The following is a 22,952-nucleotide window of genomic DNA, read 5'->3' as shown; positions in this document are numbered from 1 at the left end:
CCAGCGGGCACTGCCGCGGTCCACCCCGGCTCCCGCGGCCCGAACCCGGATTTCAATGGAGATCAGAATCACGAGTTCAATGGAAATCGGGGTTGCGATTTCCATTGAAATCCGGTCATGGGGGTGACCGGTCGGGGGCGGTGGTGGTCAGGCGGTGGTGTGGCGGTAGCCCTCCACGGCCACGCGGGCTGCCCGGGCGGACTTCTCGACCACGAGCTCCGGGGTGTAGCCGTGCTTGGTGAAGACCCCGTTGAGCCAGAACGCGCCGTAGCCGTGGGCCTGGGTGAACAGCTGCTCCATCAGCTCCAGGGCGTCGGCCGGGGCGGCCACCGACATGGTGCGGAGCAGGAACTGGTCGGTGAGGCGCCGGGTCTGGTCGTGGAGCTCGGCGTAGCGGGGGCCTTGCAGGACGTCGGCGTTGATGAGGTCCATGCCGACCCGCTGGCGGATCAGGTAACCGGTGTAGGTGCCCGCTGCCGCGGCCAGGCCTTCGACCGGGTCGGCCTGCTCGGCGGCGGCCTGCTCGACCTCGTCGGCCAGCTGGCGGGCGACCTCGGTGGCCACCCCGGCCAGCAGGCTCTCCCGGTCGGGGAAGTGCCGGTAGGGCGCACCGGGGCTGACCTGGGCGCGGCGGGCCACCTCGGCGACCGAGAAGCCGTCGACGCCCCGCTCGGCGATCAGCTTCAGCGAGACGCGCACGAGTTCGGCGCGCAGATCGCCGTGGTGGTACTTGCTGCCCATGTCCTGGATCACAGCTCCCGATCGGAATATGTAAGACCCCTCTTACGTCTCGATGTAAGGAGGCTCTTACATCGAGAGCGTGTGCACAAGCTGTTCCTTGGAGGGTTCATGAGCACGATCACGAACGCTATCGCCGTTCCGTCCCCGGGGGCACCCCTGGAGCAGACGACGATCACGCGACGTGACCTGCGCCCGGACGACGTGCTGATCGACATCGCCTACGCCGGCATCTGCCACAGCGACATCCACCAGGCCCGCGAGGACTGGGGCACCGCCATCTTCCCGATGGTGCCGGGCCACGAGATCGCGGGCACCGTCGCCGCCGTCGGCTCCGAGGTGACCAAGTACCAGGTCGGCGACCGCGTCGGCGTCGGCTGCATGGTCGACTCCTGCGGCGAGTGCGAGTACTGCCAGGCGGGCACCGAGCAGTTCTGCGTCAAGGGCAACGTCCAGACCTACAACGGCGTCGGCTTCGACGGCGAGAACACCTACGGCGGGTACAGCCAGCAGGTCGTGGTCAAGGACGCCTTCGTCTGCGGCATCCCGGAGGGCATCGGCCTCGACGTCGCCGCGCCGCTGCTGTGCGCCGGCATCACCACCTACTCGCCGCTGCGCCAGTGGGGTGCGGGTCCGGGCAAGAAGGTCGCCGTCGTCGGCCTGGGCGGACTCGGCCACATGGCGGTCAAGCTGGCCGCGGCGATGGGCGCCGAGGTGACGGTGCTCAGCCAGAGCCTGAAGAAGCAGGAGGACGGCCTCAAGCTCGGTGCGAAGGACTACTACGCGACCAGCGACGAGTCGACCTTCCAGACCCTGGCCGGTCGCTTCGACCTGATCCTCAACACCGTCTCGGCCGAGCTGCCGATCGACTCCTACCTGGGGCTGCTGCGCGTCGGCGGCGCGATGGTCAACGTCGGTGCGCCGGGCACGCCGCTGTCCTACAGCGCGTTCTCGCTGATCGGCGGCAACAAGTCGCTGGCCGGCTCGATGATCGGCGGCATCGCCGAGACCCAGGAGATGCTGGACTTCTGCGCCGAGCACGGCATCGGCGCGGAGATCGAGACCATCTCCGCCGACCAGGTCAACACCGCCTACGAGCGCGTCACCGGCAGCGACGTGCGCTACCGCTTCGTCATCGACACCGCCACCATCGGCGCCTGACGAACGATCGCGGAGATCCCGGGGGCGCCGAACGCGGGACGCGGCGCCCCCGGGATCGTTCACTCCGGGCGGTAGACGTGCAGCGCTCCGTCGCGGGCGGCGAACTCGAAGACGTTGCCCATCAACGACACCTCGCCGTCCCGGGCCAGCGCCACCGGTGAGCCGAGCACCTCCACCAGGACCCGGTCGCGCTCCTCCTGGACGTAGGCGCGGTTGTGGAACAGCGCCCCGGTGATCGCGCCCGCGACGAACCGGGTTCGCGAGAACGGCAGGTCCGCGCGGATGTAGCGGACGTCGAGCACCCCCGTGTCCAGCCGGGGCCGCCAGGTCGGGGCCAGCCCCTTGGGCTGGTAGCCGTTGCTGCCGGCGAAGAACAGCCAGATCTTGCGCCGAATCCCGTTGATCCGCACCGGGATCGGCTCCGCCCTGGCCAGCACCCGCACCAGGGCCGCGGCTCCGGCCGGCCACTTCCCCCAGCGCTGCGCCCACTTCGCGCGCAGCCGCACCATGTCCGGGTAGCCGCCCAGGCTCGCGGTGTTGACGAACCACTGCTGCGGGAGGTCGTCGACCAGCACCGTTCCCAGATCGACGTTGACCGCCGAGCCGGTGCGCAGCGCCTGGACCGAGTCGACGGCGCTGGTCACCCCGAGGTCGCGCGCGAAGTGGTTGAACGTCCCGGCGGGCACCACCAGCAGCGGCAGCCCGCGCACCGCCGCCACGGCCGCTGCCGCCGCGACGCTGCCGTCACCTCCGGCCACACCGAGGGCCTTGGCCTCGCCGGTGGTGTCGAGGTGGGCGTGCAGCCGCTCGGTCAGGTCGCTGCCGGGCACCGGGTGCACCAGCTCAGCGCGCGGCAGCAGCTCGGCCAGTTCGGCCGAGGGGTCGCGGGCGGGATCGCCCGAGGAGGGGTTGACCAGCAGGACCAGGCCCTCGCCGTCCTCGACCGCGACCGTGCGCGTGCTCGGACGCGCGATGCCGGGAGTCGAAGGCCGGACCGGCCACCACCGGCTGGTCGCCACCGCCACCGCGGTGCCGATCGCGGCGCCGAAGAGCACGTCGGTCGGCCAGTGCACCCCGGTGTGCACGCGGGAGTACGCGACCGCCCCGGCCAGCGGCAGCAGCGCCAGTCCCAGTTCCGGCGCCTCCATCGACGCGGCCGCGGTGAACGCGGCGGCCGACGCGGCATGACCGGACGGGAAGGACGACGACGAGGGCGGTGCGCTGAGCCTGCGCCGCGCGGGCAGCAGGTTCGCCGCCGGTCGGCGGCGGGGGAGCAGCGGCTTGCCGATCCCGTTGGTCACCGCGCTGGTGAACGCGATGGCGCTGGTCCCGCGCAGGGCCGCTCGCCGCAGCCGTCCGTGCCTGGTGGCCAGCACCGCGGCCACGCCCAGCCACAGCTTGCTGTGGTCGGCGAGGTGGGTGAGCCCGCGCAGCGCGGGATCGGCGGTGCTGCGCGGCCACGAGGCGGAGCGCAGCACGAAGTCGTGGTCGGCGGACTTCAGCCGGCGGACCACCCCGCGCACGCAGCTCAGCACGTCGAGGACCCTAGCCCGCGCGGCCGGTGCTCACCGCCCGTCGGTGTCCCGGAAGATCACCCAGCGCATCACGCTGTACATGTAGACCGCCTCGCACAGGCCCGCGATGATCCGCGAGGCGTGGTACTGCAGGCCCAGCGCCGCCAGGCCGCTGCCGAGCCCGAGGATGAACGCCAGGTAGTTGATCAGGATCGCCACCGCGTAGAGCACCGCCTGCGGTCCGACGGGAGCGTGCGAGCGGAAGTTCAGCGCCCGGTTGAGCACGAAGCTCAGCGCGAAGGCGATCAGGTAGGCGACGGTGAAGGCCACCGGGACCGGCCAGTGCAGCGCGCTGCGGAACAGGGTGAGCAGCAGCAGGTCGAAGGCGAACGTGGAGCCGTTGATCAGCGCGAAGCCCAAGAAGCTGGGTGCCACGACGCGCGAGAGCCCGAAGGGGAGTCTTCGCGTCACGGCTTCCATCGCGGTGTGGAACCGCTGCCCGAGGTCGGGCGTGGACTGCGGTGCGTTCGGCTCGGCCTTCTGCCCGGCGGTCATGCCGCAACGATGGCATGCCGGGGTGAACGCGACCCGTCGAGGGGGCGTCCGGCGCGTGATGGTGGCGCCTATTGCTTCAGTGGAAAGTGAAACCAATTCGAAATCGGTGTGCCGGAGGGCGGACCAGATCAGTCCACAAAGGATTGCGAAAGAAGTTCGCCCGGCCGTTCGCCGTTCAACGACCCCGCCGTGAAGATCGACATCGGATGGCGCATAATTGATCCCGGCAGCGCGTGCTCTCCTGCCCAAATTGTGCTCTTTACCTACTTTTCGCTGGTGAGAACTGTGTCCAAGCACGCCCAGCCCCGCCCGGAGTCCGGCCTCACCCGGATCGCCGAAGGCGGGCGCACCTGTCCGGTCCCGTCCGACATGATCGCCCTGCACGGCCCGTGGGGCACCCGCCGAGCCAAGCGCCGCCTGATCTCCACCGGCGTCGTCACCGCCGACGTCGGCGCCCGCGCCTGACGCGACACCCCCATGGGGTGCGGTCCGCGACCTGGCGGAGGTAGAAAGGACGCCATCGGTGTCCTCGAACTTCGCAGGAGGCGGATCATTCGCATCGAGCGGCCTGTCACCAAAGCGGCCCTGGTGGTCAACGTGCACTCGCGCACCGGGGGCAAGGCCTACGCCTACGCCCTGGACCGGTTGCGCGAGCTCGGCGTGCCCCTGGGAGCCACCTATCCGCTGCACGACCCGTCCCGGCTGGTCGAGACCGTCGACTCGGCGGCCAAGAGCGGCCACGACCTGATCATCGTCGGCGGGGGAGACGGCAGCGTCAGCTCGGTGGTCGACTGCCTCGCGCACCGCGACGTCCCGCTCGCGCTGCTCCCGCTGGGCACGGCGAACGACTTCGCCCGCACCATGCACATCCCCGACGACCTCGACGGTGCCTGCCAGACCATCCTCGGCAGCCACATCGTCGACGTCGACCTCGGGCTGTGCGGGGACAACTACTACGTCAACCGGGCCTCGGTGGGCATCGGCGCGGAGGTCGCGCAGGCCATGTCGCCTCAGCTGAAGCGCTACGTCGGTCCGCTGGCCTACCCGGTGGCCACCGCCAAGGCGTTCCTCAAGCACCGGCCGTTCGCGGCGAAGCTGCGCTTCCCCGACGGCGACCACGAGGACCGCGAGTACGGCAAGCTGCTGCAGGTCTCGGTCGCCAACGGCCGCTACTTCGGCGGCGGGCAGCTCGCCGCCAGCGACTCCGGCATCGACGACAACGCGCTGGACATCACCGTTCTCCGGCAGGGCAACATCAGCCAGCTCGCCGGCGTGGTGCGCGGGCTCAAGACCGGGGAGCCGAACGACCAGGTCGAGCAGTTCCGCACCCGTGCGGTCGAGATCGTCACCGACGAGCCGCAGCCGATCAACATCGACGGCGAGGTCGTCTCCAGCACGCCGCAGACCTTCAAGGTCGCGCGCAACGCGCTGCACGTCGTCACGCCGCGCACCTGGGCCGACGGCGAGGCTCCCGAGTAGCTCAGGTGTAGGCCGACGGGGTCGGCAGGTCGCCGAGCAGCGCGTACCTGCCGACCTCGACGCGCTTGTAGGCCACCGGGTCGTGCAGGCTGTGGGTGCGCAGGTTGCGCCAGTGGAGGTCCATGCCGACCGAGTTCGCGGTGGCGCGGGCCCCGGTGAGCTCGAAGACCCGGTTGGCGGTCTCCAGGCCCGCGTCGATCGCCCGCTGCTTGGCCGCGGAGACGAGAACCGCTGCCCGGCCCCGGTTCTCGCGCGTCACCGACTCGCGGTCGGCGTGCAGCAGCTGCGCCAGGTTCGCCCCGGCGGCGTCGGTGAGCGTCTCCGCCGCCCACAGCTTCGACTGCAGGTCGCCGTACCCCTCCAGGACGTAGAACTCCTCGGCACCGGAGTTCTTGCCCTCGCCGCCGTAGGGCCAGGCCCGGGTGTGCCGCCGGGTGTAGGCGACGCCCGCGCGCAGCGCCGCCTGGGCGATGCCGAGGTAGAAGTTGGCGAACACCAGGTGCAGCGCCGGCACGTGCAGGGTGCTGAAAGCGGAAGAGCGGTAACGCTTGTCGACGTACCCGGCCGCCGCCGACCACGGCACCCGGACGTCGGTGATCTCCACGCTGCCGGAGGCGGTGAGCCGCTGGCCGAGGTTGTCCCAGTCGTCGCCGAAGGTGATCCCGTCCTGCCGGGACGGCACGACCGCGAACACGCTGCGCCCGCCGGGTTCCAGGGTTCCCTCCAGCACCAGCAGGTCCGAGACCTTGGCGCCGGTGGAGAAGAACTTCTTGCCGCGGTAGACCAGCGCCTCGCCCTCGTCGGAGACGATGAGGTCGTTGTCGCGCGGGTTGACCACGCCGCCGAAGAAGTGCTCGTTGCGGGTGTAGAGCTCGTCGACCTCGGCGATCTGTTCGGGCGTGCCGACCAGCCGCATCGCCCACGCCCACACGTAGTGGTGGCCCAGCAGCTGGCCTATCGAACCGTCGCCCGCGGCGACCTCGCGCACCACCCGGCAGGCGGTGGTCCAGTGCTGCTCGGCGCCGCCGTGCTCCGCCGGACCCAGCAGGGTCACGAGTCCGGATTCCTTGAGCAGGCGGACTTCCGCGGTCGGAGGCGCACCGGCCCGGTCGCGCTCCACGGCGTCGGCGGCGAGAACTCGGGCGACCGCACGGCCTCTCGCGATCCACTCTTCGGCGGTCGACGGTCTGGGCTGATCGGCCCAGCGTGGAATCTCGTTGCTGATCAAGGCCATCCCCTCCGAGGAGTCCGGGCCCCGGCGTCCGACCTGACCGCCGGCGAAGCGAAAACGCCACGACGCCACGCACGATAGCGCCTCCGCGATCAGGGGCCGGGGTGGGTGCGCGGGTGCGAAGTCCGTGCCGCGTTCGGCGATGAGCCGGTGTTCGCGAGGTTTGCTCCGGTTGGAGTGTTGTTTCCGGGAGTTCTGCTCCTAGCGTGTTGGGAAAGCCCTTTCTTCTCGTCCTGCGGAGGTTGACGATGAATTGGAAAGCGTTGTCCACGGTCGGTGTCGTGCTGGCCGCGGTGGGGATCGGCAGCGGCGTGGGCGTCGCCGCTGCGGCCGACGTGCCGGTGGAGGCGACGATCCAGGTCGGTGCGGGCGAGACCTTCGACGGGAGCGGGGACCGCTACTTCGGGGCGGGTGACCTGGGCGAGGGCGGTCAGGGGGAGGGGCAGCCGGCGATGTTCGAACTCGCCGACGGCGCGACCCTGTCCAACGTGGTCATCGGTGCGCCGGCCGCCGACGGGGTGCACTGCCTCGGCTCCTGCACCTTGCGCAACGTCGTGTGGGAGGACGTCGGGGAGGACGCGGCGACCTTCCTCGCCACCGACCCGGCGGCGACGATGACCATCGAGGGCGGCAGCGCCAGCGCGGCCGACGACAAGGTGTTCCAGCACAACGGCCTCGGGACGATGATCATCCGGAACTTCGCGGTCAACGACTTCGGCAAGCTCTACCGCGCGTGCGGCAACTGCGACACCAACCCGCAGACCCGGCACGTGCAGCTGGAGAACATCACCGCGATGGCGCCGGGCACCAGCCTGGCCGGGATCAACGTCAACTACGGCGACACCGCGACCTTCACCGACATCACGATCGTCGGTGACCGGGAGATGGACGTGTGCACCTGGTACGAGGGCGTCACCGACGGTGAGCCCACCGAGACCGGAAGTGGCCCCAGCGAGCAGTGCCGCTACGACCCGGCTGCGATCCGCTACGAATAACCGGAGCACTGGACTCCACAAGTCCACGTTTCCCCTGGTCAACTGCTGTGAAGTTGGCCGGGGGTCCGGGTCCGCTCATCCGCACGGGTTAGCCTGGTCGGGGCGTTCGAGCGGAAGGGCTTCGTGTGACAGAGGTGGGCGCGCTGCTCGCCGGCCGGTACCGGCTGGAGCGGCGATTGGGCAGCGGCGGCATGGGCGTGGTGTGGCTGGCCTCCGACGAGCTGCTGCAGCGCCCGGTCGCGGTCAAGCAGCTCAGCGCGGCCGAGGGAGCCAGTCCCGAGGTCGCCGAGGAAGCGCGGCAGCGCGCGATGCGCGAGGGCCGCATCGCCGCGCGCCTGCACCACCCGAACGCGGTGGCCGTGCACGACGTGACCGAGCACGACGGCTTCCCCGTGCTGATCATGGAGTACCTGCCCTCCCGCAGCCTCGCCGATGTGCTGGCGGAGAAGGGCCGGATGACGCCGGGCGCGGTGGCGAGCATGGGGGCGCAGGCCGCTGCGGCCCTGGACGCGGCGCACGCGGCCGGGATCACCCACCGCGACATCAAGCCGGGCAACCTCCTGCTCGGCGACGACGGCACCACCAAGATCACCGATTTCGGCATCTCGCACGCCGCCGACGACATCGCGGTCACCCGGACCGGAGTCATCGCCGGCACGCCCGCCTACCTGTCGCCCGAGGTCGCCCGGGGGCACGCGCCCACACCGGCCTCGGACGTGTACTCGCTGGGCGCCACGCTGTACGCGGCGGTCGAGGGCATCCCTCCCTTCGGGGACGAGGCGACGAACTCGATCGCGCTGCTGCACGAGGTGGCGGCCGGGCAGTTCCGCCCGCCGCAGATGGCGGGCGTGCTGGCACCCGTGCTGGCCCGGATGCTGCAGGTGGACCCGGCGCAGCGGCCCACGCCCGCGCAGGCGAGCGAGGCGCTGCAGGCCGTGGTCTCCGGGGCGCCCTCGCCGCTGCCCGAGCCCGACCACACCCAGCCGATCTCGGCGGTGGCCGCCGCCGCGCCCGGCGGCGGAACGCGCCTGGACAACGTCCCGGTGCGCAGCCCGCGACGGTCCCGGCGCTGGATCTACCTGGCCGCCGGCGCCGCCGCGGTGGTGCTGGTCCTGCTGGCGGTCCTGCTGCCCTCCGGTGGCCAGGAGCAGCCGAAGGAGCAGGCGGCCGCGCCCGCGGAGCTCGAACGGGTCGTCTCCGACTACTACGCGCTGCTGCCCGAACACCCGGGCAACGCGTGGACGCGGCTGGGCACCGGTCTGCAGGCGCAGGGGCGCGCGGGCTACGAGGGCTTCTGGTCGAGCGTCGCCGACGTCCGGGTCGTCGAGCCTCCCCAAGCCAGCGGTCCTGGCGTCGTCCGCGTGACCGTCGAGCTGGTCATGCCCGACGGCACCCGCATCACCGAGCTCCACCAGCTCGGGTTGCGCGGTGCGCAGCAGCCGAAGATCGAATCCGACGCGATCCTGAACTCCTCGACCAGCGCTCCGCCTCCGCCCCCGCCGCCACCGGCCCGCGTCGAGCCTCCCCGCGAGAAGGAGGAGGGCAAGAAGGACGAGAACAAGGGCAACGAGGACCGCAAGGGCGAAGAGGACAAGAAGGGCGAGGACAACTGACCGGTCGTGAACGGGAAGGCCGAGTCGTGCGCACGCTGCTGATCGACAACCACGACTCCTACACCTACAACCTGTTCCACCTGCTGGCCCGGGTGAACGGCTGCGAGCCGCACGTGGTCACCAACGATGCGACCGGGGCGCTCGACCTCGACGCCTACGACAACGTCGTCCTCTCGCCCGGTCCCGGCACCCCCGAGCGCGCCCGGGACTTCGGCATCTGCGCCGAGGTGCTGGCCAGGGCCACCGTTCCGGTGCTGGGCGTGTGCCTGGGACACCAGGGCCTGGCGGTCAGCGAGGGCGCGAGCGTGGTGCCCGCCCCGGCCGCGCGGCACGGTCACCGCACCCGCGTCACCCACGACGGCGACGCGATGTTCGCCGGGATCCCCGCCGAGTTCGGGGCCGTGCGCTACCACTCGCTGTGCGTGGCCGAGCCCGTCCCCGAGGAGCTGCTGGTGACCGCCCGCGCCGAGGACGGCGTGGTGATGGCGTTGCGGCACAGGCGGTTGCCGCGCTGGGGCGTGCAGTTCCACCCGGAGTCGGTCGAATCCGAGCACGGCGAGAGGTTGCTCGCCAACTTCCGCGACCTCACCCCGGGCCGAAGCCCCGCGCCGCCGGTGCGGCCGGTTCGAGAAGTGCCGGCGCAGCGCCGGTTCCGCGCGAATGTCGTGGAGCTGGAGGGGGCGGTGGACGCCGAATCCGCGTTCGCGCAGCTGTTCTCCCGGTCCGAGAACGCGTTCTGGCTGGACAGCTCCCGGGTCGAGGCCGGCCTGTCGCGTTTCTCGTTCCTCGGCGACGATTCCGGTCCGCTCGGCGAAACCCTGGTCTACCGGGTGGGTTCCGGTGACGAGCCGGTCCTCGACCGGTTGCAGCGGGAGCTGCAGCGCTGCGAGATCGAGGCGCCGCCCCTGCCGTTCGACTTCACCGGGGGCTACGTCGGCTACTTCGGCTACGAGCTCAAGGCCGACTGCGGTTCGCCCAACCGCCACCGCTCGCCGACCCCGGACGCGGCGTGGATCTTCGCCGACCGGTTCGTCGCCGTCGACCACCTGCGGCAGCGCACCTACCTGGTCGCGCTGAGCGAAGGCGACCGCTCCGAGGCGGTCGACTGGCTGGCGGGCACGGCCGCGCTGCTGTCCCGGGCACCGGAGCTCGCCGAACCCGATGACGTCGAGCCCGTCCCGGTGGAGTCCGCGCTGGCCCGCGATCGCGCCGAGCACGTGCGAGACGTGCTCAGGTGCAAGCAGCTCCTGCTGGCGGGCGAGAGCTACGAGATCTGCCTGACCAACTCCGCCGAGCTGCCGGCCGCCGAAACCGCCCTGGAGACCTACCGCCGCCTGCGCCGCCGGAACCCCGCGCCGTACTCGGCCTTCCTGCGCTTCGGCGGGGTGGAGATCGCCTGCTCCTCGCCCGAGCGGTTCCTCAAGGTCACCCCGGACCGGGTCGTGGAGGCCAAGCCGATCAAGGGGACCGCTCCGCGCGGCAGCGAACCCGAGGAGGACGCGCGGATCCGCCGGGAGCTGGCGGCCGATCCCAAGACGCGGGCCGAGAACCTGATGATCGTCGACCTGATGCGCAACGACCTCGGCCGGGTGTGCGCGGTGGATTCGGTGCACGTGCCCGAGCTGATGGCGGTGGAGTCCTACGAGACCGTGCACCAGCTGGTCTCCACGATCCGCGGGTCGCTGCGCGAGGAGCAGGACGCGATCGACTGCGTGCGCGCGTGCTTCCCCGGCGGGTCGATGACCGGTGCGCCGAAGCCCCGCACGCTGGAGCTCATCGGCGAGATCGAGGACCGCGCCCGGGGCGTGTACTCCGGCGCGATCGGCTACCTGGGTTGCTCGGGGGTGGCCGACCTCAACATCGTCATCCGCACGATGGTGCTGGTCGACGGCCGGTGGCAGGTCGGTGCGGGCGGTGCGATCGTGCTGGACTCCGATCCAGCGGCCGAGTTCGAGGAGATGCTGCTCAAGGCCGCCGCGCCCACGCGCGCGCTCCCGTCACCCGGGCGCGCGCATGGCGGTGGCCAGCAGGGCCGCGGCCGGGCCGGTGAGCTGAAGGCCTGAGCGCCAGACGGCGTGCAGCGGCCGCCGCAGGTCCAGCTCGCTCACCGGGACCTCCACGAGCCGGTTCTCGGCCAGATCGGTGGCCGCGGCCAAGACGCTGAGCACCGCGGGACCGGCGCCGGCGACGACGGCGTTGCGCACGGCCGTGGTGGAGCGCAGCTCCAGCAGCGGGGCCACCGGGGTCGCGCCGACTTCCGACAGCGCGCGGTAGAGCTTCTCGCGGGTGCCCGAGCCGTGTTCGCGCACGATCAGCGGGGTCGCGGCCAGTTCGCTGGGGGTCAGCGGCCGTCGCAGCCGGGTCCAGGGGTGCTCGGGCGGGACGATGACGACCATGCGGTCGCCGGTCACGTAGCGCACCGAGACGCCCTCGGGCGGGTCGGGCGCTTCGATGAAGCCGAGGTCGGCGTGGCCGTGCCGGACGGCGTCGGCGACGGCGGCGGAGTTGGTGACGTCGAGTTCCAGGTGGACCTCGGGCAGGGCTTCGCGCAGCTGGCCGATCCAGCGCGGCACCAGGTACTCGGCGACGGTCATGCTCGCCGACACCCGCAGCTTGGACTCCTGCTGGGCGCGCAGCGCCCGGGCCCCGTTCATCAGCCCGTCGACGTGCGCGAGGACCTCGCGGGCCCAGCCGCACACCATCTCCCCGGCCGGGGTGGTGGTGCAGCCCTGCCTGGTGCGTTCCAGCAGCGCCAGGCCGAGCTGCCGTTCGAGCCGGTTGAGGCGCTTGCTGGCCGAGGGCTGGCTGATGCGCAGCTCGGCGGCGGCCGCACCGATGCTGCCCAGTTCGCCTACCAGCACCAGCAGCCGCAGCGATTCCGAGTCGGGTGCGGTCATGCCCGAAGGGTAGGTCTTCGACCCGGTCCGTGGGAGCTGGGCATTCCACTCGGCTATGACGACCTGCGCGGGTGACGGCTACCGGGTGGGTGCGAGGTCGGCGAACCTGATCGGTGTGAAGACGCTGACCAGCACCGATTCCGCCCTGCTTCCGGGACTCGCGCTCACCGCAGCGGCCGTCGCGGTGGCGATGGCGGTGTCGTCGCAGGTCCCGGCGCTGAGCGCGCTGACCGTCGCGGTCGTGCTCGGTGCCGTGGTCGGGAACCTGCCGCGACAGCCCGAGGCCGTCCGGCCCGGTCTGGCTTGGGTGGCGCGCAAGCCGCTGCGCGCCGGCGTGGTGCTGCTCGGGCTGCAGCTGAGCGTCGGGCAGCTCGTCGGGCTGGGCTGGGGCACGGTGCTGGCCGTGCTGATCACCGTCGTGGCCACCTTCGCCGGCACCGTGTGGCTGGGCCGGGTGCTGGGGGTTTCGCGAGGCCTGTCGATGCTGGTGGCGACGGGGTTCTCGATCTGCGGTGCCTCCGCGGTGGCGGCCGTGGAGGGCGTCGTGGACCGCGAGGACGAGGACGTGGCGACCAGCGTGGCGATGGTGACGGTGTTCGGCACCATCGCGATGGTCGCGCTCCCGGTGACCTTCGCGCAGACGGGCGTCGGCGGTGATCTCGCCGGCCGCATCGCCGGTGCCGGCGTGCACGAGGTGGCGCAGGTGGTGGCGGCCGCGTCGCCGCTGGGCGCGTCGGCGGTGGCGATCGCGGTGGTGGTCAAGCTCAGCCGCGTCGTGCTGCTGGCCCCGCTGGTGACCGCGGTCAGCCTGCTGCAGCGGCGCGGGGCAGGCAAGCGACGTCCGCCGATCATGCCGCTGTTCGTCGTCGGCTTCCTCGTCGCGGTGGCCGCGCGCAGCAGCGGTGTGCTGCCCGAGCTCGCGCTGGACCTCGCCAAGCCGGTGACCACGCTGCTGCTGACGGCCGCGCTGTTCGCCCTCGGCACCACGGTCCGCGTCGCCGCGCTGATGCGCACCGGCCCGCGCGCCTTCGCCCTGGGCACCTGCTCCACGATCCTGGTGACGACGCTGGCGACCACGACGATGGGCCTGCTGAGCTAGGGACTGCTGGGCTGCGAAGGAGAACGCGGCTTCGCCGCACGCTCTGGCGTCCGCAGGGTGAGATCGTTGATCCGGTTGTTGACACCGGTCGTGGACGCTGGTGGCATGAGTGCGTGCTCGCTGCGGATCTGCTGACCAAGCGCCGCCACGTCGACCTGGTTCGCGTGGCCGCGCAGGCGTGTCGCGTCCGCTGATCGTCAGCCTCTTCCTTTCCTCCCCTCTCATCCGGCGTCGTCGTGCCCGTTTCGTGCTGCCGCGCGCCGTTTTTCGCCACCCCGGTTCGAGGAGCCCTCGATGGCAACCACTTCAACCGCGCCCGCTTCGGTGGCCGCCGTGCTCCGCGGCGACGCCGATGTGCTGGCGCAGGCCCGCCGCCTGGCCGATTCCTTCGCGGTGGAGGCCGCCGACCGCGATCGACAACGCCGCATCCCGCGCGCCGAGCTCGACGAGCTGTCGGCCAGCGGCCTGCTGGCCGCGACTGTTCCCGCCGAGCACGGTGGTGCCGATGTCGGAACCCGCACCCTGCTGGAGGTGTTCCGGCTGCTGGCCGCCGCCGACCCGAACATCGCGCAGATCCCGCAGAGCCACTTCGCCTACGTCAACGTGCTGCGGGAGAGCGGAACACCGCAGCAGAAGGAGTTCTTCTTCGCGGAACTGCTGGCGGGCAAGCGCTTCGGCAACGCCCAGTCCGAGACCGGCAGTCGGACGGTGCAGGACATCCAGACGAGGCTGAGGCCCAGCGGCGCGGGCGATTTCGTGCTGCACGGCAAGAAGGGCTACTCCACCGGTGCGCTGCTGGCGCACTGGATCCCGGTGCTGGCCAAGGACGACGCCGACCGCCTCCAGGTCGCCTACGTGCCGCACGACGCCGAGGGCCTCACGGTGATCGACGACTGGGCGGGCATGGGGCAGCGCACCACCGCCAGCGGCACCGTCGAACTCGACCGGGTGCGGGTGCCCGCGGATCGGGTCGTGCCGCACCACCTGACCTTCCAGCGCCCGCAGCTGCACGGCGCGCTCGCCCAAGCCCTGCACGTCTCGATCGACGTGGGCATCGCCGGGGGAGCGCTGGCCGACGCCGCCGAGTTCGTCCGCACCCGCAGCCGTCCGTGGGGTGAGGCGGGCGTGGACACCGCCGCCGAAGACCCGCTGACCGTGCAGCGCTTCGGCGAACTGGCAATCCGGTTGCGCGCCGCCGAAGCGCTGCTGGAGAAGGCGGGTTCGGCCATCGATGAGGCCCGCGCCGAGCTGACCGAGGACTCCGCCGGGGCCGCCTCCATCGCGGTGGCCGCGGCGAAGGCGTTCGCCGACGGCACGGCCATCGAGCTGACCAACGCGCTGTTCGAGGTCTCCGGCACGCGTTCCAGCCTCGATTCCACCAACCTGCACCGGCACTGGCGCAACGCCCGCACCCACACGCTGCACGACCCGGTGCGCTGGAAGATCCAGCACGTCGGCCGGTACGCGCTCAACGGCACGCTCCCGCCCCGGCACGGCCAGATCTGACCCGAAACGAGGACCCCTCATGCTGATCGAAGAGCAGGACGTGGTGTCGGCCATCGACGCCGGGCAGGCCGTGGTCGTGCACGGGGCCGGCGAGGAGGGCGGGATCGTGTTCGCCGCCGACCGCGCCGGGATCGACAACACCGCGTTCGCCGTCCGGCACTCCTCCGGCTTCCTGTGCGTGGCGTTGCCCGAAAACCGTTGCGACGAGCTGTCGTTGCCGCCCATCGCGCCCCGGGCGCGGCGCGACACCGGGGTGATCGCGTGCGTGACGGTCGACGCCTCGGTCGGGGTGAGCACCGGCATCTCCGCGGCCGACCGCGCGCGGGCCGCGCGCGTGCTCGCCGATCCGAGTGCCGTGGCCGCCGACCTGACCCGCCCCGGGCACCTGGTGCCCATCGCCGTCGACCTCGACTCCCCGCGCGCTGGGCTGGCCCAGGCCGCCTTGCGGCTGGTGACGCTGTCCGGGAACGCACCTGCCGCGGTGTTCGCCCACCTGGTCAGCCCGGCCGATGAGACCCGCATGGCCACCGGGGACGAGCTCCGCTCCTTCGCCGCCGACCACGGCCTGCCCGCCGTGCCGGCCTCGGAACTCACCGAGCGGCGGCACGTCGACCTCGCGCGCGTCGGCGCGCAGTCGTGTCGCTGACCCAGCGCTGAAAAAACCCCTGACAACCAGGGGGTTCCCGTCCGCAACGCGCGTGGTTCACGTGCGTCGATCCCGCCTGCCCAACTTCCGCTCGCATTGGAGCAGCTCGCATGCCGGTCAACGAACCGCTGAAGTTCGCCTACTGGGTCCCCAACGTCAGTGGTGGCCTGGTCACCAGCACCATCGAACAACGCACCGAGTTCACCTACGACTACAACAAGAAGCTCGCCGTGCTCGCCGAGAACAGCGGCTTCGAGTACGCCCTCAGCCAGGTGCGCTACGCCTCCAGCTACGGGGCCGCGCAGCAGCACGACCCGGCCGCGTTCAGCCTCGGCCTGCTCACGGCCACCGAGCGGCTCAAGCTCATCGTCGCCGCCCACCCGGGGCTGTGGCACCCGGCGATCCTGGCGAAGTTCGGGATCACCGCCGACATCATCTCCGAGGGCCGGTTCGCGGTGAACATCGTCAGCGGCTGGTTCAAGGACGAGTTCACCGGCCTCGGCGAACCGTGGCTCGAGCACGACGAGCGCTACCGCCGCACCGAGGAGTTCATCCGCGTGCTGCGCGGCCTGTGGACGCAGCCGAACTTCGAGTTCTCCGGTGACTTCTACCAGATCCACGACTTCAGCCTCCGGCCCACGCCCCACGACGTGCCCGGCAGACCACACCCGGAGATCTTCCAGGGCGGCAACTCCACCGCCGCCCGCAGACTCGCCGGGCGCGTGTCGGACTGGTACTTCAGCAACGGCAAGGACTTCGACGGCTTCTCCGAGCAGGTCGCCGACGTCCGCGGGTTCGCCGCCGAGAACGGGCACTCGGTGCGCTTCGGGCTCAACGGTTTCCTCATCGCCCGCGACACCGAAGCCGAAGCCCGCGACGTGCTGCGCGAGATCGTCGACAAGGCCGACGTCGGTGCGGTGGAGGGTTTCCGCAAGTCCGTGCAGCAGGCCGGGAACTCCACATCGGACGGCAAGGGCATGTGGGCGGACTCCGAGTTCGCCGATCTCGTGCAGTACAACGACGGATTCCGCACCGGCCTGATCGGAACACCGGAGCAGATCGCGCACCGCATCATCGAGTACAAGAAGCGCGGCGCGAACCTGCTGCTGCTCGGATTCCTGCACTACCTCGAAGACGTCGAGCACTTCGGCGAGAAGGTCCTGCCCATCGTCCGCGAACTCGAAGCCGAACTCGACCGCACCGGCGATCCCGTCGGTGTCCGCTGATGTCCCGCACACGGAACGAGGAGAAACCATGACCGCCACCGCACAACGCCGCTTCACCGACCGACCCGACACCACCTCCGGCTGGGTCCAGCGCGCCCGTGAGGTCGCCGGCGTGCTCGCCGAGACCGCGCTCGCCCGCGACCGCGCCAACGAGACACCGCACGAGGAGGTCCGGCTGCTCAAGGAATCGGGCCTGGTCACGCTGCTCGGGCCGCGCGAGCACGGCGGAGCGGGCGAGACCTGGCAGACCGCCTACCGCGTCATCCGCGAGGTCGCCAAAGGCGACGGATCGATCGGCCAGCTGCTCGGCTACCACTACCTGTGGGCGTGGGCCGCGCGGCTGGTCGCCACCCCGGAGCAGATCGCCGAGGTCGAGCAGCTCTACACCAGCAACGACTTCTTCTTCGGCGGCGCGGTCAACCCGCGCGACGACGACCTGGTCATCACCGACGAAGGCGACACGCTGGTCTACCGCGGCCGCAAGTCGTTCTCCACCGGCAGCAAGGTCTCCGACCTGACCGTGCTGGAAGGCGTGCTGGAGGGCACCGACACGCACATCTTCGCCATCGTGCCCTCCCAGCAGGAGGCGATCGTCTACGGCAACGACTGGGACAACCTCGGCCAGCGGCTCACCGAATCCGGCAGCGTGCAGATCAACGGGATCCGCGTGCCGTGGGCCTCGGCGGCCGGGTTCGTGGACAAGCAGTTCCAGCCGCTGACCTACAACACCCTCAACGTGCCCACCATCCAGCTGGTGTTCACCAACTTCTACCTCGGCATCGCCCAAGCCGCGCTGGAGACCGGGCTGTCCTACACCTCGCGGCACACCCGCCCCTGGCCCTACGGCGGCGACAACAAGGACTCCGCCGGCGAGGAGTTCTACGTCCTCGACGGCTACGGCGACCTGCAGGCCAAGCTGTGGGCGGCCGAGGCGCTGGTGGACAAGGCGGGTGAGGAGATCTCGCAGCTCCTGCACGCCGAGCGGGAGGCGCTCACCGAGCAGCAGCGCGGCGCCGTGGCGGTGCGCATCGCCGCCGCCAAGCAGCGCGTCATCGACGTGGGCCTGGAGATCGCCACCCGGGTGTTCGAGCTGACCGGCGCCCGCGCGTCGTCGAACTCCGTCGGCCTGGACCTCCACTGGCGCAACCTGCGCACCCACAGCCTGCACGACCCGGTGGCCTACAAGCGGGTCGAAGTCGGCCGGTACGCATTGCTCGGCGAGGTTCCCGAACCAACCTGGTACACGTGACCGGACCGTGAAGCGGGGGGGGGGGGGGGGGGGGGGGGCCCCCCCCCCCCCCCCCCGCCCCGCCCCCCCACCCCCCCGTGGTCCCCGGGGCGCCGGGGGGGGGGGGGGGGGGCCCCCCCCCCCCCCCCCCCCCCCCCCCGCTTCGTCGTCCCCCGCGTCACCGCACAGGGGCCAGACGCCGGTCTCGTAGCGGCTGGGCGGCCGGGGGAGTCCGAAGTGGTCTCGGAGGCTGGTTCCCGCGTAGTCGTGGCGGAAGAGCCCCCGCCTGCGCAGTTCCGGGACGACGTGGTCGACGAAGGTCTCCAGCCCGGAGGGCAGGACGTCGGGCATGAGGTTGAACCCGTCCGCCGCGCCGTTGCGGAACCAGTGCTCGATGGTGTCGGCGATCTGCTCCGGCGTGCCGATCGCGTAGCGGTGACCGCCGCCCAGCAGGGCGAGTTCCCGCGCGGTGAGGCCGTCCTGCCGGGCGTACCCGGCGACCGCGCGGGCGAAGCCCCGGGAACCGCGCTTCTGGTCGAGGTTGGCCAGCAGGTGCTCCGGCACCGGCGCGTCCAGGTCGAGGTCGCCGACCAGCGCGGAGTCCTCCCACGCGTCCCACAGCGCGGTGACCACGTCGACGAACTCCTCGGCGCGGCCGTAGCGGTCGTCGTGGCCGGGCAGCTCCGGCAGCCCGAAGTTCGGGGCCACCGTCGGGTCGTAGGTCGTGACCGCGTTCCACGCCGCCCGCCCCCGGCTGATGTGGTCCAGCGAGGAGAACCTGCGCGCCAGGTTGAAGGGACCGTTGAACGTCGTCGACGCGGTGGCCACCAGGCCGATGTGCGTGGTCGCCGCGGCGACGGCGGTCAGCAGCACGGTCGGTTCCAGGCCGAGCGTCGGCCGGACCCGCGGGTCTTCCCACAGGCCTGGGATGTCGGCGAGGAACACCGCGTCCAGCTTTCCGCGTTCGGCGGTGCGCGCGATGTCGCGGTAGAAGTCGATGTCGAGGTGGGCGAACGGGTCGTCGTGGGTGCGCCACGCGGCGGCGTGGATCCCGGCGTTGTACATGTTCACGCCGAGGTGCAGCTGTCTCATCCCGGCCCCCCGATCAAGCGGGGACGGCGACGGGGCGGTCGGACAGCGCCGGCAGCCGGTGCGTTTCGGCCGCCAGGTACGCCGAGACCGCGGTGAGCGCCGACAGCACCGCGTAGAAGACCACGATCAGCCACGGCTGACCGCCTCCGGCGATGAGCAGGCTCGCCGCGATCAGCGGGGCCAGCCCGCCGCTGAGCACCGAACCGAACTGGTAGCCGATGGACGCGCCGCTGTAGCGCACCCGGGTGCCGAACAGCTCGCTGAACCACGCGGCCTGCGGTCCGTACATGGCGTCCTGGAAGACGTTGATGCCCACCACGACCGCCAGCACCACCAGCACCGGCGACCCGGAACCGACCGCCAGGAAGTAGGCGGGCAGGAACAGCCCGCCGCCGATCGCGCCGAACAGGTACAGCGGCTTGCGCCCGACCCGGTCCGACAGCAGCGCCCACGCGGGCGTGCTGATCAGCCCGAGCGCCGAGGAGATCAGGATCGCGGTGAGCCCCACGCTGTTGTGCGTGCCGAAGTGCTGGGCTATGTAGGTCAGGCCGAAGGTCGTGTAGATCGTGTAGCCGCCGTTCTGCGACAACCGCATCCCGGCGGTCAGCCAGAGGTTCTTCTGCTGGGTGCGCACGACCTCCAGCAGCGGTCACCGGGCGAGCTCGTCGCGGTCCCGCGCCTCGGTGAACACCAGGCCGTCGTCGAGCTTGACGCGGATGACCAGGCCGATCGCGATGAGCACGATGCTGGCCAGGAACGGCAGCCGCCAGCCCCACGCGTCGAACGACTCGTTGCCGATCAGCCAGCGCACGGTGGCGAAACCACCCGAGGCCAGCAGCATTCCGGCCGGGGAGCCGACCTGCACCAGGCTGCCGTAGAAGCCGCGCCTGCCGGGCTCGGCGTGCTCCACGGCCAGCAGCGCCGCGCCGCCCCACTCTGCCCCTGCGGCCAGCCCCTGCAGCAGCCGCACGGTCACCAGCAGCGCCGGGGCGGCGAGCCCGACCTGGACGTAGGTGGGCAGCAGGCCGATCGCGAGGGTGGCGATGCCCATCAGCAGCAGCGAGCCGACCAGCATCGGCTTGCGGCCGACGCGGTCGCCGAGGTGCCCGGCCACCAGCGCGCCGACCGGCCGCGCCCCGAACCCGGCGGCGAACGTGGCGAAGGCCGCCAGCGTTCCGGCGGTGGGGCTGATGTCGGGGAAGAACATCCGGTCGAACACCAGCGCCGTCGCGGTGCCGTAGAGGTAGAAGTCGTACCACTCGATGGTGGTGCCGACGAAGCCGCCGATGCCGGCCTTGGTGGCCGGATCGCGCAGAGTCCTGCTCATGGTTGTGTCGTCCCTTGGGTCGAGATCGTTGGGGTGCAGGCGATTTCGATCAGGGACGACAGGCGGCCGCGGTCACGCGCGCGAGGTCGACGTGGCGACGGGCGACCAGCTGGACCATGACCGGAAGTATGTGCGCCCGGGCGCGTCCCGCCAAGGTCGTCCACCGAGTGAGAAGGGCCCCGCGGCCACCAGTGGTTTCCCAGCACGTGAATGTCGTTGACACCGCTGATCGGCGGCTGGCACGGTCGGGAACGTGGATGAACCGAAGCTGTTCGTGCGGCTGCACGTCGACCTGCGTCGCGTGACGTCGGCGTCCTGTTCGGCCTGAGCCCCACCTGTTCTCCCGCGCTCGCAGGAACTCTCACCTCGCCGGTTGCCGAAACCGGGCACGTCTGCTCAGGAGCATCCTGTGACCGCATCCGTCACGCAGTCCCACGACGCGATCACCACCTTCCGACCGCTGTTCACCCGCATCGCCGAGACCGCTGCCGGTCGAGACCGGCAGCGCCGGTTGCCCTTCGAGGAGGTGCGGTGGTTGCGCGCAGCCGGCATCAGCACGCTGCGGCTGCCCGAGGAGCGCGGCGGTTCCGGGCTGACGCTGGACGAGCTGTTCGGGCTGCTGGTGGAACTGGGCGAGGCCGACCCGAACTTCCCGCAGCTGCTGCGCGCGCACATCATGTTCACCGAAACCGTGCTGCACCAGCAGGATTCGCCGCAGCGGGAGCGCTGGCTCGGGCTGCTGGCCCCGACGGGGCGCTGGTGGGCAACGCGATCAGCGAGACCGGATCGGCGGCGGTCGGTCGGGTCAGCACCCGTCTCACCGAACGCGGCGGGCGGTTGCTGCTCAACGGCACGAAGTACTACACCACCGGCAGCCTCTACGCCGACTGGATCCAGGTCTCGGCCGAACGCGAGAACGGCGAGTCCGTGCGCGTCCTCGTCCCGGCCGACGCACCCGGGGCGGCGCAGCGCGACGACTGGGACGGGTTCGGGCAGCTGACCACCAGCAGCGGCACCATCGAGTTCACCGACGTCGCGGTCGACCCGGCCGACGTCGCGGTGGGCGAGTCGGGGCGCACGCTGCGGCCCGCGGTGGCGCAGCTGGTGCTGCTGAGCTGCCTGGTCGGCATCTCCCGCAGCGCCGCCGCCGACGTCACCCGCTTCGTGCGGGAACGCCGCCGCTCCTACAGTCACGCCAGCGCCGCGCTGCCCAAGGACGATCCGCTGGTGCAGCAACTCGTCGGCGGGTTGCACGCGACGAACTCCGCCGTCGAGGCCACCCTGCACGCCGCCGTCACCCCGCTGCAGCGGGCGCTGTCGGCGCAGCGCGCCGGGGAGGTCACCGACGAGGAACTGGACCGGGCCGAGCTCGCGGTCTCCCAGGCGCACGTGGTGATCGCCGAGCAGGTGCTGGGCGCCATCACCAGGTCGTTCGACGTCGGCGGCGCGTCCATCGTGGGCCGCGAACTCGCCCTCGACCGGCACTGGCGCAACGCGCGCACCCTCGCGGTGCACAACCCCGTGCTGTACAAGGCGCGCGGCATCGGCGACTGGGCGATCAACGGCACCGACCCGATCTACCGGTGGACACCCGGAACAGTCAGCTGACCTGGAGGAACCGTGCCGACCGAATCCCAGCCCCTGCGCCACCTCGGGTTCCTGACCATCGGGTCGTTCGACGAGGCCGATCCCGGCGCCGGGCACGAAACCACGCTGCAGATCATCGAACTGGGCGAGCAGCTCGGCTTCGACAGCGCCTGGGTGCGGCACCGGCACCTGCAGTTCGGGATCTCCTCGCCGGTGGCGGTGCTGGCCGCCGCGTCGCAGCGCACCCGGCACATCCAGCTGGGCACCGCGGTCACCCCGCTGGGCTGGGAGAACCCGCTGCGGCTGGCCGAAGACCTCGCCACCGTCGACGTGCTCTCCGGTGGTCGCCTCAACCCGGGCATCAGCGTCGGCGCGCCCCGCGCCCACGACGACGTCACGGCGGCGTTGTACCCGGACAGCGCCGAACACGAGGACTTCAGCTACCAGCGGTTGGCGCGGCTGCTCGCGCACGTGCGCGGGGAAGCGGTGACCGGGTGGAGCGGGACGGAGGGCTTCGAGGAGTTCTCCGACCGGGTGCAGCCGCACTCTCCCGGCCTCGCCTCGCGGCTCTGGTACGGCGGCGGCAGGCTCGGCTCGGCCCGGTGGGCGGGCGAGCACGGCATGAACCTGCTGACCAGCAGCGTCGTCAAAGCCGAGGAGTCCGAGGACTTCGCCGAGATCCAGCGGTCGCTGATCCGCACCTTCCGCGCCCACCACCCCGACGGCGAGCGGGCGCGCGTCTCGCAAGGCCTCGTGGTCATCCCCACCGACTCGGCCACGCCCCGGCAGCGCGCCAAGTACACCGCCTACGTCGAACGCCGCACCCCGCGCACCACCGCACCGCAGGGGCCCGCGCGACTGCTGTTCGCGCGCGACCTGCTGGGCACCTCCGAGCAGCTCGCCGAGCAGCTCCACGCCCACGCGGGGTTCCGCGAGGTCGACGAGGTCGCGTTCGCGCTGCCGTTCACCTTCGACCACGACGACTACGCCCAGATCCTCACCGACATCGCCACCGAGCTCGGCCCCCGCCTCGGCTGGAAACCCGCGCACTGAGGGGA

At 71.5% G+C, this 22,952-nt stretch carries 20 protein-coding genes and 3 pseudogenes; 15 read left to right on the top strand and 8 right to left on the bottom strand.

Going from position 1 to position 22,952, the window contains the following annotated elements; genetic code table 11:
- Nucleotides 1-147 precede the first annotated feature (147 nt).
- Nucleotides 148-741, bottom strand: a complete 594-nt coding sequence (locus tag R4I43_RS28895; RefSeq protein ID WP_324268861.1) for a TetR/AcrR family transcriptional regulator — start codon at nucleotides 739-741, stop codon at nucleotides 148-150.
- 108 nt (nucleotides 742-849) lie between these two features.
- Between R4I43_RS28895 and R4I43_RS28890 the strand changes: the two genes are divergently transcribed.
- Nucleotides 850-1,899 (top strand): NAD(P)-dependent alcohol dehydrogenase, encoded by a 1,050-nt coding sequence (locus tag R4I43_RS28890; RefSeq protein ID WP_324268860.1) that lies wholly within the window; start codon nucleotides 850-852, stop codon nucleotides 1,897-1,899.
- A gap of 59 nt (nucleotides 1,900-1,958) precedes the next feature.
- Here the strand turns inward: R4I43_RS28890 and R4I43_RS28885 are convergent, their stop codons facing one another.
- Together R4I43_RS28885 and R4I43_RS28880 are read right to left on the bottom strand one after the other, a co-directional pair.
- Nucleotides 1,959-3,434, bottom strand: a complete 1,476-nt coding sequence (locus R4I43_RS28885; RefSeq protein WP_324268859.1) for a bifunctional phosphatase PAP2/diacylglycerol kinase family protein — start codon at nucleotides 3,432-3,434, stop codon at nucleotides 1,959-1,961.
- A 30-nt stretch (nucleotides 3,435-3,464) separates the two neighbouring features.
- Nucleotides 3,465-3,893, bottom strand: a complete 429-nt coding sequence (locus R4I43_RS28880) for a GtrA family protein (RefSeq protein WP_324268901.1) — start codon at nucleotides 3,891-3,893, stop codon at nucleotides 3,465-3,467.
- A gap of 351 nt (nucleotides 3,894-4,244) precedes the next feature.
- Here R4I43_RS28880 and R4I43_RS28875 point away from each other — a divergent pair, with 351 nt between their 5' ends.
- Together R4I43_RS28875 and R4I43_RS28870 are read left to right on the top strand one after the other, a co-directional pair.
- Nucleotides 4,245-4,433: a hypothetical protein gene (locus R4I43_RS28875; protein WP_324268858.1), complete on the top strand. Its 189-nt coding sequence runs from the start codon at nucleotides 4,245-4,247 to the stop codon at nucleotides 4,431-4,433.
- A gap of 123 nt (nucleotides 4,434-4,556) precedes the next feature.
- Nucleotides 4,557-5,447, top strand: coding sequence for a diacylglycerol/lipid kinase family protein (locus R4I43_RS28870; protein WP_324268857.1), 891 nt, complete (start codon nucleotides 4,557-4,559; stop codon nucleotides 5,445-5,447).
- A 1-nt stretch (nucleotide 5,448) separates the two neighbouring features.
- Here the strand turns inward: R4I43_RS28870 and R4I43_RS28865 are convergent, their stop codons facing one another.
- The gene (locus R4I43_RS28865; RefSeq protein ID WP_407691332.1) at nucleotides 5,449-6,681 is read right to left on the bottom strand and encodes an acyl-CoA dehydrogenase family protein; all 1,233 of its coding nucleotides are present in this window, start codon (nucleotides 6,679-6,681) and stop codon (nucleotides 5,449-5,451) included.
- Nucleotides 6,682-6,926: 245 nt separating this feature from the next.
- Here R4I43_RS28865 and R4I43_RS28860 point away from each other — a divergent pair, with 245 nt between their 5' ends.
- From R4I43_RS28860 to pabB, 3 genes are all read left to right on the top strand, one after another.
- On the top strand, nucleotides 6,927-7,673 hold the full coding sequence (locus R4I43_RS28860; protein ID WP_324268855.1) for a pectate lyase: 747 nt from the start codon (nucleotides 6,927-6,929) through the stop codon (nucleotides 7,671-7,673).
- Between the two features lie 125 nt (nucleotides 7,674-7,798).
- A complete protein-coding gene (locus tag R4I43_RS28855) occupies nucleotides 7,799-9,286 on the top strand; it encodes a serine/threonine-protein kinase (RefSeq protein WP_324268854.1) in 1,488 nt (495 codons plus the stop codon).
- Nucleotides 9,287-9,312: 26 nt separating this feature from the next.
- Nucleotides 9,313-11,349, top strand: a complete 2,037-nt coding sequence (pabB, locus tag R4I43_RS28850; RefSeq protein WP_324268853.1) for an aminodeoxychorismate synthase component I — start codon at nucleotides 9,313-9,315, stop codon at nucleotides 11,347-11,349.
- Here pabB and R4I43_RS28845 read toward each other — a convergent pair.
- A complete protein-coding gene (locus R4I43_RS28845; protein WP_324268852.1) occupies nucleotides 11,284-12,183 on the bottom strand; it encodes a LysR family transcriptional regulator in 900 nt (299 codons plus the stop codon). The genes pabB and R4I43_RS28845 overlap by 66 nt on opposite strands.
- Before the next feature lie 55 nt (nucleotides 12,184-12,238).
- On the opposite strand from R4I43_RS28845, the gene R4I43_RS28840 reads away from it, so the two are divergent.
- The 5 genes from R4I43_RS28840 (at nucleotide 12,239) to R4I43_RS28820 (ending at nucleotide 17,909) form a co-directional block, all read left to right on the top strand.
- Nucleotides 12,239-13,282 carry a YeiH family protein gene (locus tag R4I43_RS28840; protein WP_324268851.1) on the top strand — a complete coding sequence of 348 codons (1,044 nt, stop codon included), beginning with the start codon at nucleotides 12,239-12,241 and terminating at the stop codon, nucleotides 13,280-13,282.
- Between the two features lie 294 nt (nucleotides 13,283-13,576).
- Nucleotides 13,577-14,788: an SfnB family sulfur acquisition oxidoreductase gene (locus tag R4I43_RS28835; protein ID WP_324268850.1), complete on the top strand. Its 1,212-nt coding sequence runs from the start codon at nucleotides 13,577-13,579 to the stop codon at nucleotides 14,786-14,788.
- A 19-nt stretch (nucleotides 14,789-14,807) separates the two neighbouring features.
- Nucleotides 14,808-15,434 (top strand): 3,4-dihydroxy-2-butanone-4-phosphate synthase, encoded by a 627-nt coding sequence (locus tag R4I43_RS28830; protein ID WP_324268849.1) that lies wholly within the window; start codon nucleotides 14,808-14,810, stop codon nucleotides 15,432-15,434.
- A gap of 110 nt (nucleotides 15,435-15,544) precedes the next feature.
- Nucleotides 15,545-16,660, top strand: coding sequence for a dimethylsulfone monooxygenase SfnG (gene sfnG / locus R4I43_RS28825; protein WP_324268848.1), 1,116 nt, complete (start codon nucleotides 15,545-15,547; stop codon nucleotides 16,658-16,660).
- 28 nt (nucleotides 16,661-16,688) lie between these two features.
- Nucleotides 16,689-17,909: an acyl-CoA dehydrogenase family protein gene (locus R4I43_RS28820; RefSeq protein WP_324268847.1), complete on the top strand. Its 1,221-nt coding sequence runs from the start codon at nucleotides 16,689-16,691 to the stop codon at nucleotides 17,907-17,909.
- A 651-nt stretch (nucleotides 17,910-18,560) separates the two neighbouring features.
- Here R4I43_RS28820 and R4I43_RS28815 read toward each other — a convergent pair.
- The 3 genes and pseudogenes from R4I43_RS28815 to R4I43_RS34450 all read right to left on the bottom strand — a co-directional run.
- Nucleotides 18,561-18,953: pseudogene (locus R4I43_RS28815) on the bottom strand (LLM class flavin-dependent oxidoreductase); the annotation flags it as partial.
- A 40-nt stretch (nucleotides 18,954-18,993) separates the two neighbouring features.
- Nucleotides 18,994-20,307, bottom strand: a pseudogene (locus tag R4I43_RS28810) (MFS transporter).
- A 49-nt stretch (nucleotides 20,308-20,356) separates the two neighbouring features.
- Nucleotides 20,357-20,425, bottom strand: coding sequence for a putative leader peptide (locus R4I43_RS34450; protein WP_407691331.1), 69 nt, complete (start codon nucleotides 20,423-20,425; stop codon nucleotides 20,357-20,359).
- Between the two features lie 135 nt (nucleotides 20,426-20,560).
- Between R4I43_RS34450 and R4I43_RS34445 the strand changes: the two genes are divergently transcribed.
- The 4 genes and pseudogenes from R4I43_RS34445 to R4I43_RS28795 all read left to right on the top strand — a co-directional run bounded on the left by R4I43_RS34445 (nucleotide 20,561) and on the right by R4I43_RS28795 (nucleotide 22,947).
- A complete protein-coding gene (locus tag R4I43_RS34445; protein ID WP_363792279.1) occupies nucleotides 20,561-20,635 on the top strand; it encodes a putative leader peptide in 75 nt (24 codons plus the stop codon).
- Between the two features lie 81 nt (nucleotides 20,636-20,716).
- Nucleotides 20,717-20,992, top strand: a pseudogene (locus R4I43_RS34440) (acyl-CoA dehydrogenase family protein); the annotation flags it as partial.
- A gap of 74 nt (nucleotides 20,993-21,066) precedes the next feature.
- Nucleotides 21,067-21,915 (top strand): acyl-CoA dehydrogenase family protein, encoded by an 849-nt coding sequence (locus tag R4I43_RS28800; RefSeq protein ID WP_324268845.1) that lies wholly within the window; start codon nucleotides 21,067-21,069, stop codon nucleotides 21,913-21,915.
- Between the two features lie 12 nt (nucleotides 21,916-21,927).
- Entirely contained in the window at nucleotides 21,928-22,947 is a 1,020-nt protein-coding gene (locus R4I43_RS28795) for an LLM class flavin-dependent oxidoreductase (protein WP_324268844.1), read from the top strand.
- Nucleotides 22,948-22,952 lie beyond the last annotated feature (5 nt).

Origin of the sequence: Saccharopolyspora mangrovi (assembly GCF_035320975.1) — a bacterium.
GTDB classification, from domain to species: Bacteria; Actinomycetota; Actinomycetes; order Mycobacteriales; family Pseudonocardiaceae; genus Saccharopolyspora; species Saccharopolyspora mangrovi.
Note: the sequence above shows the minus strand (reverse complement) of the source record. Positions and strands in the feature narration are given on the sequence as shown.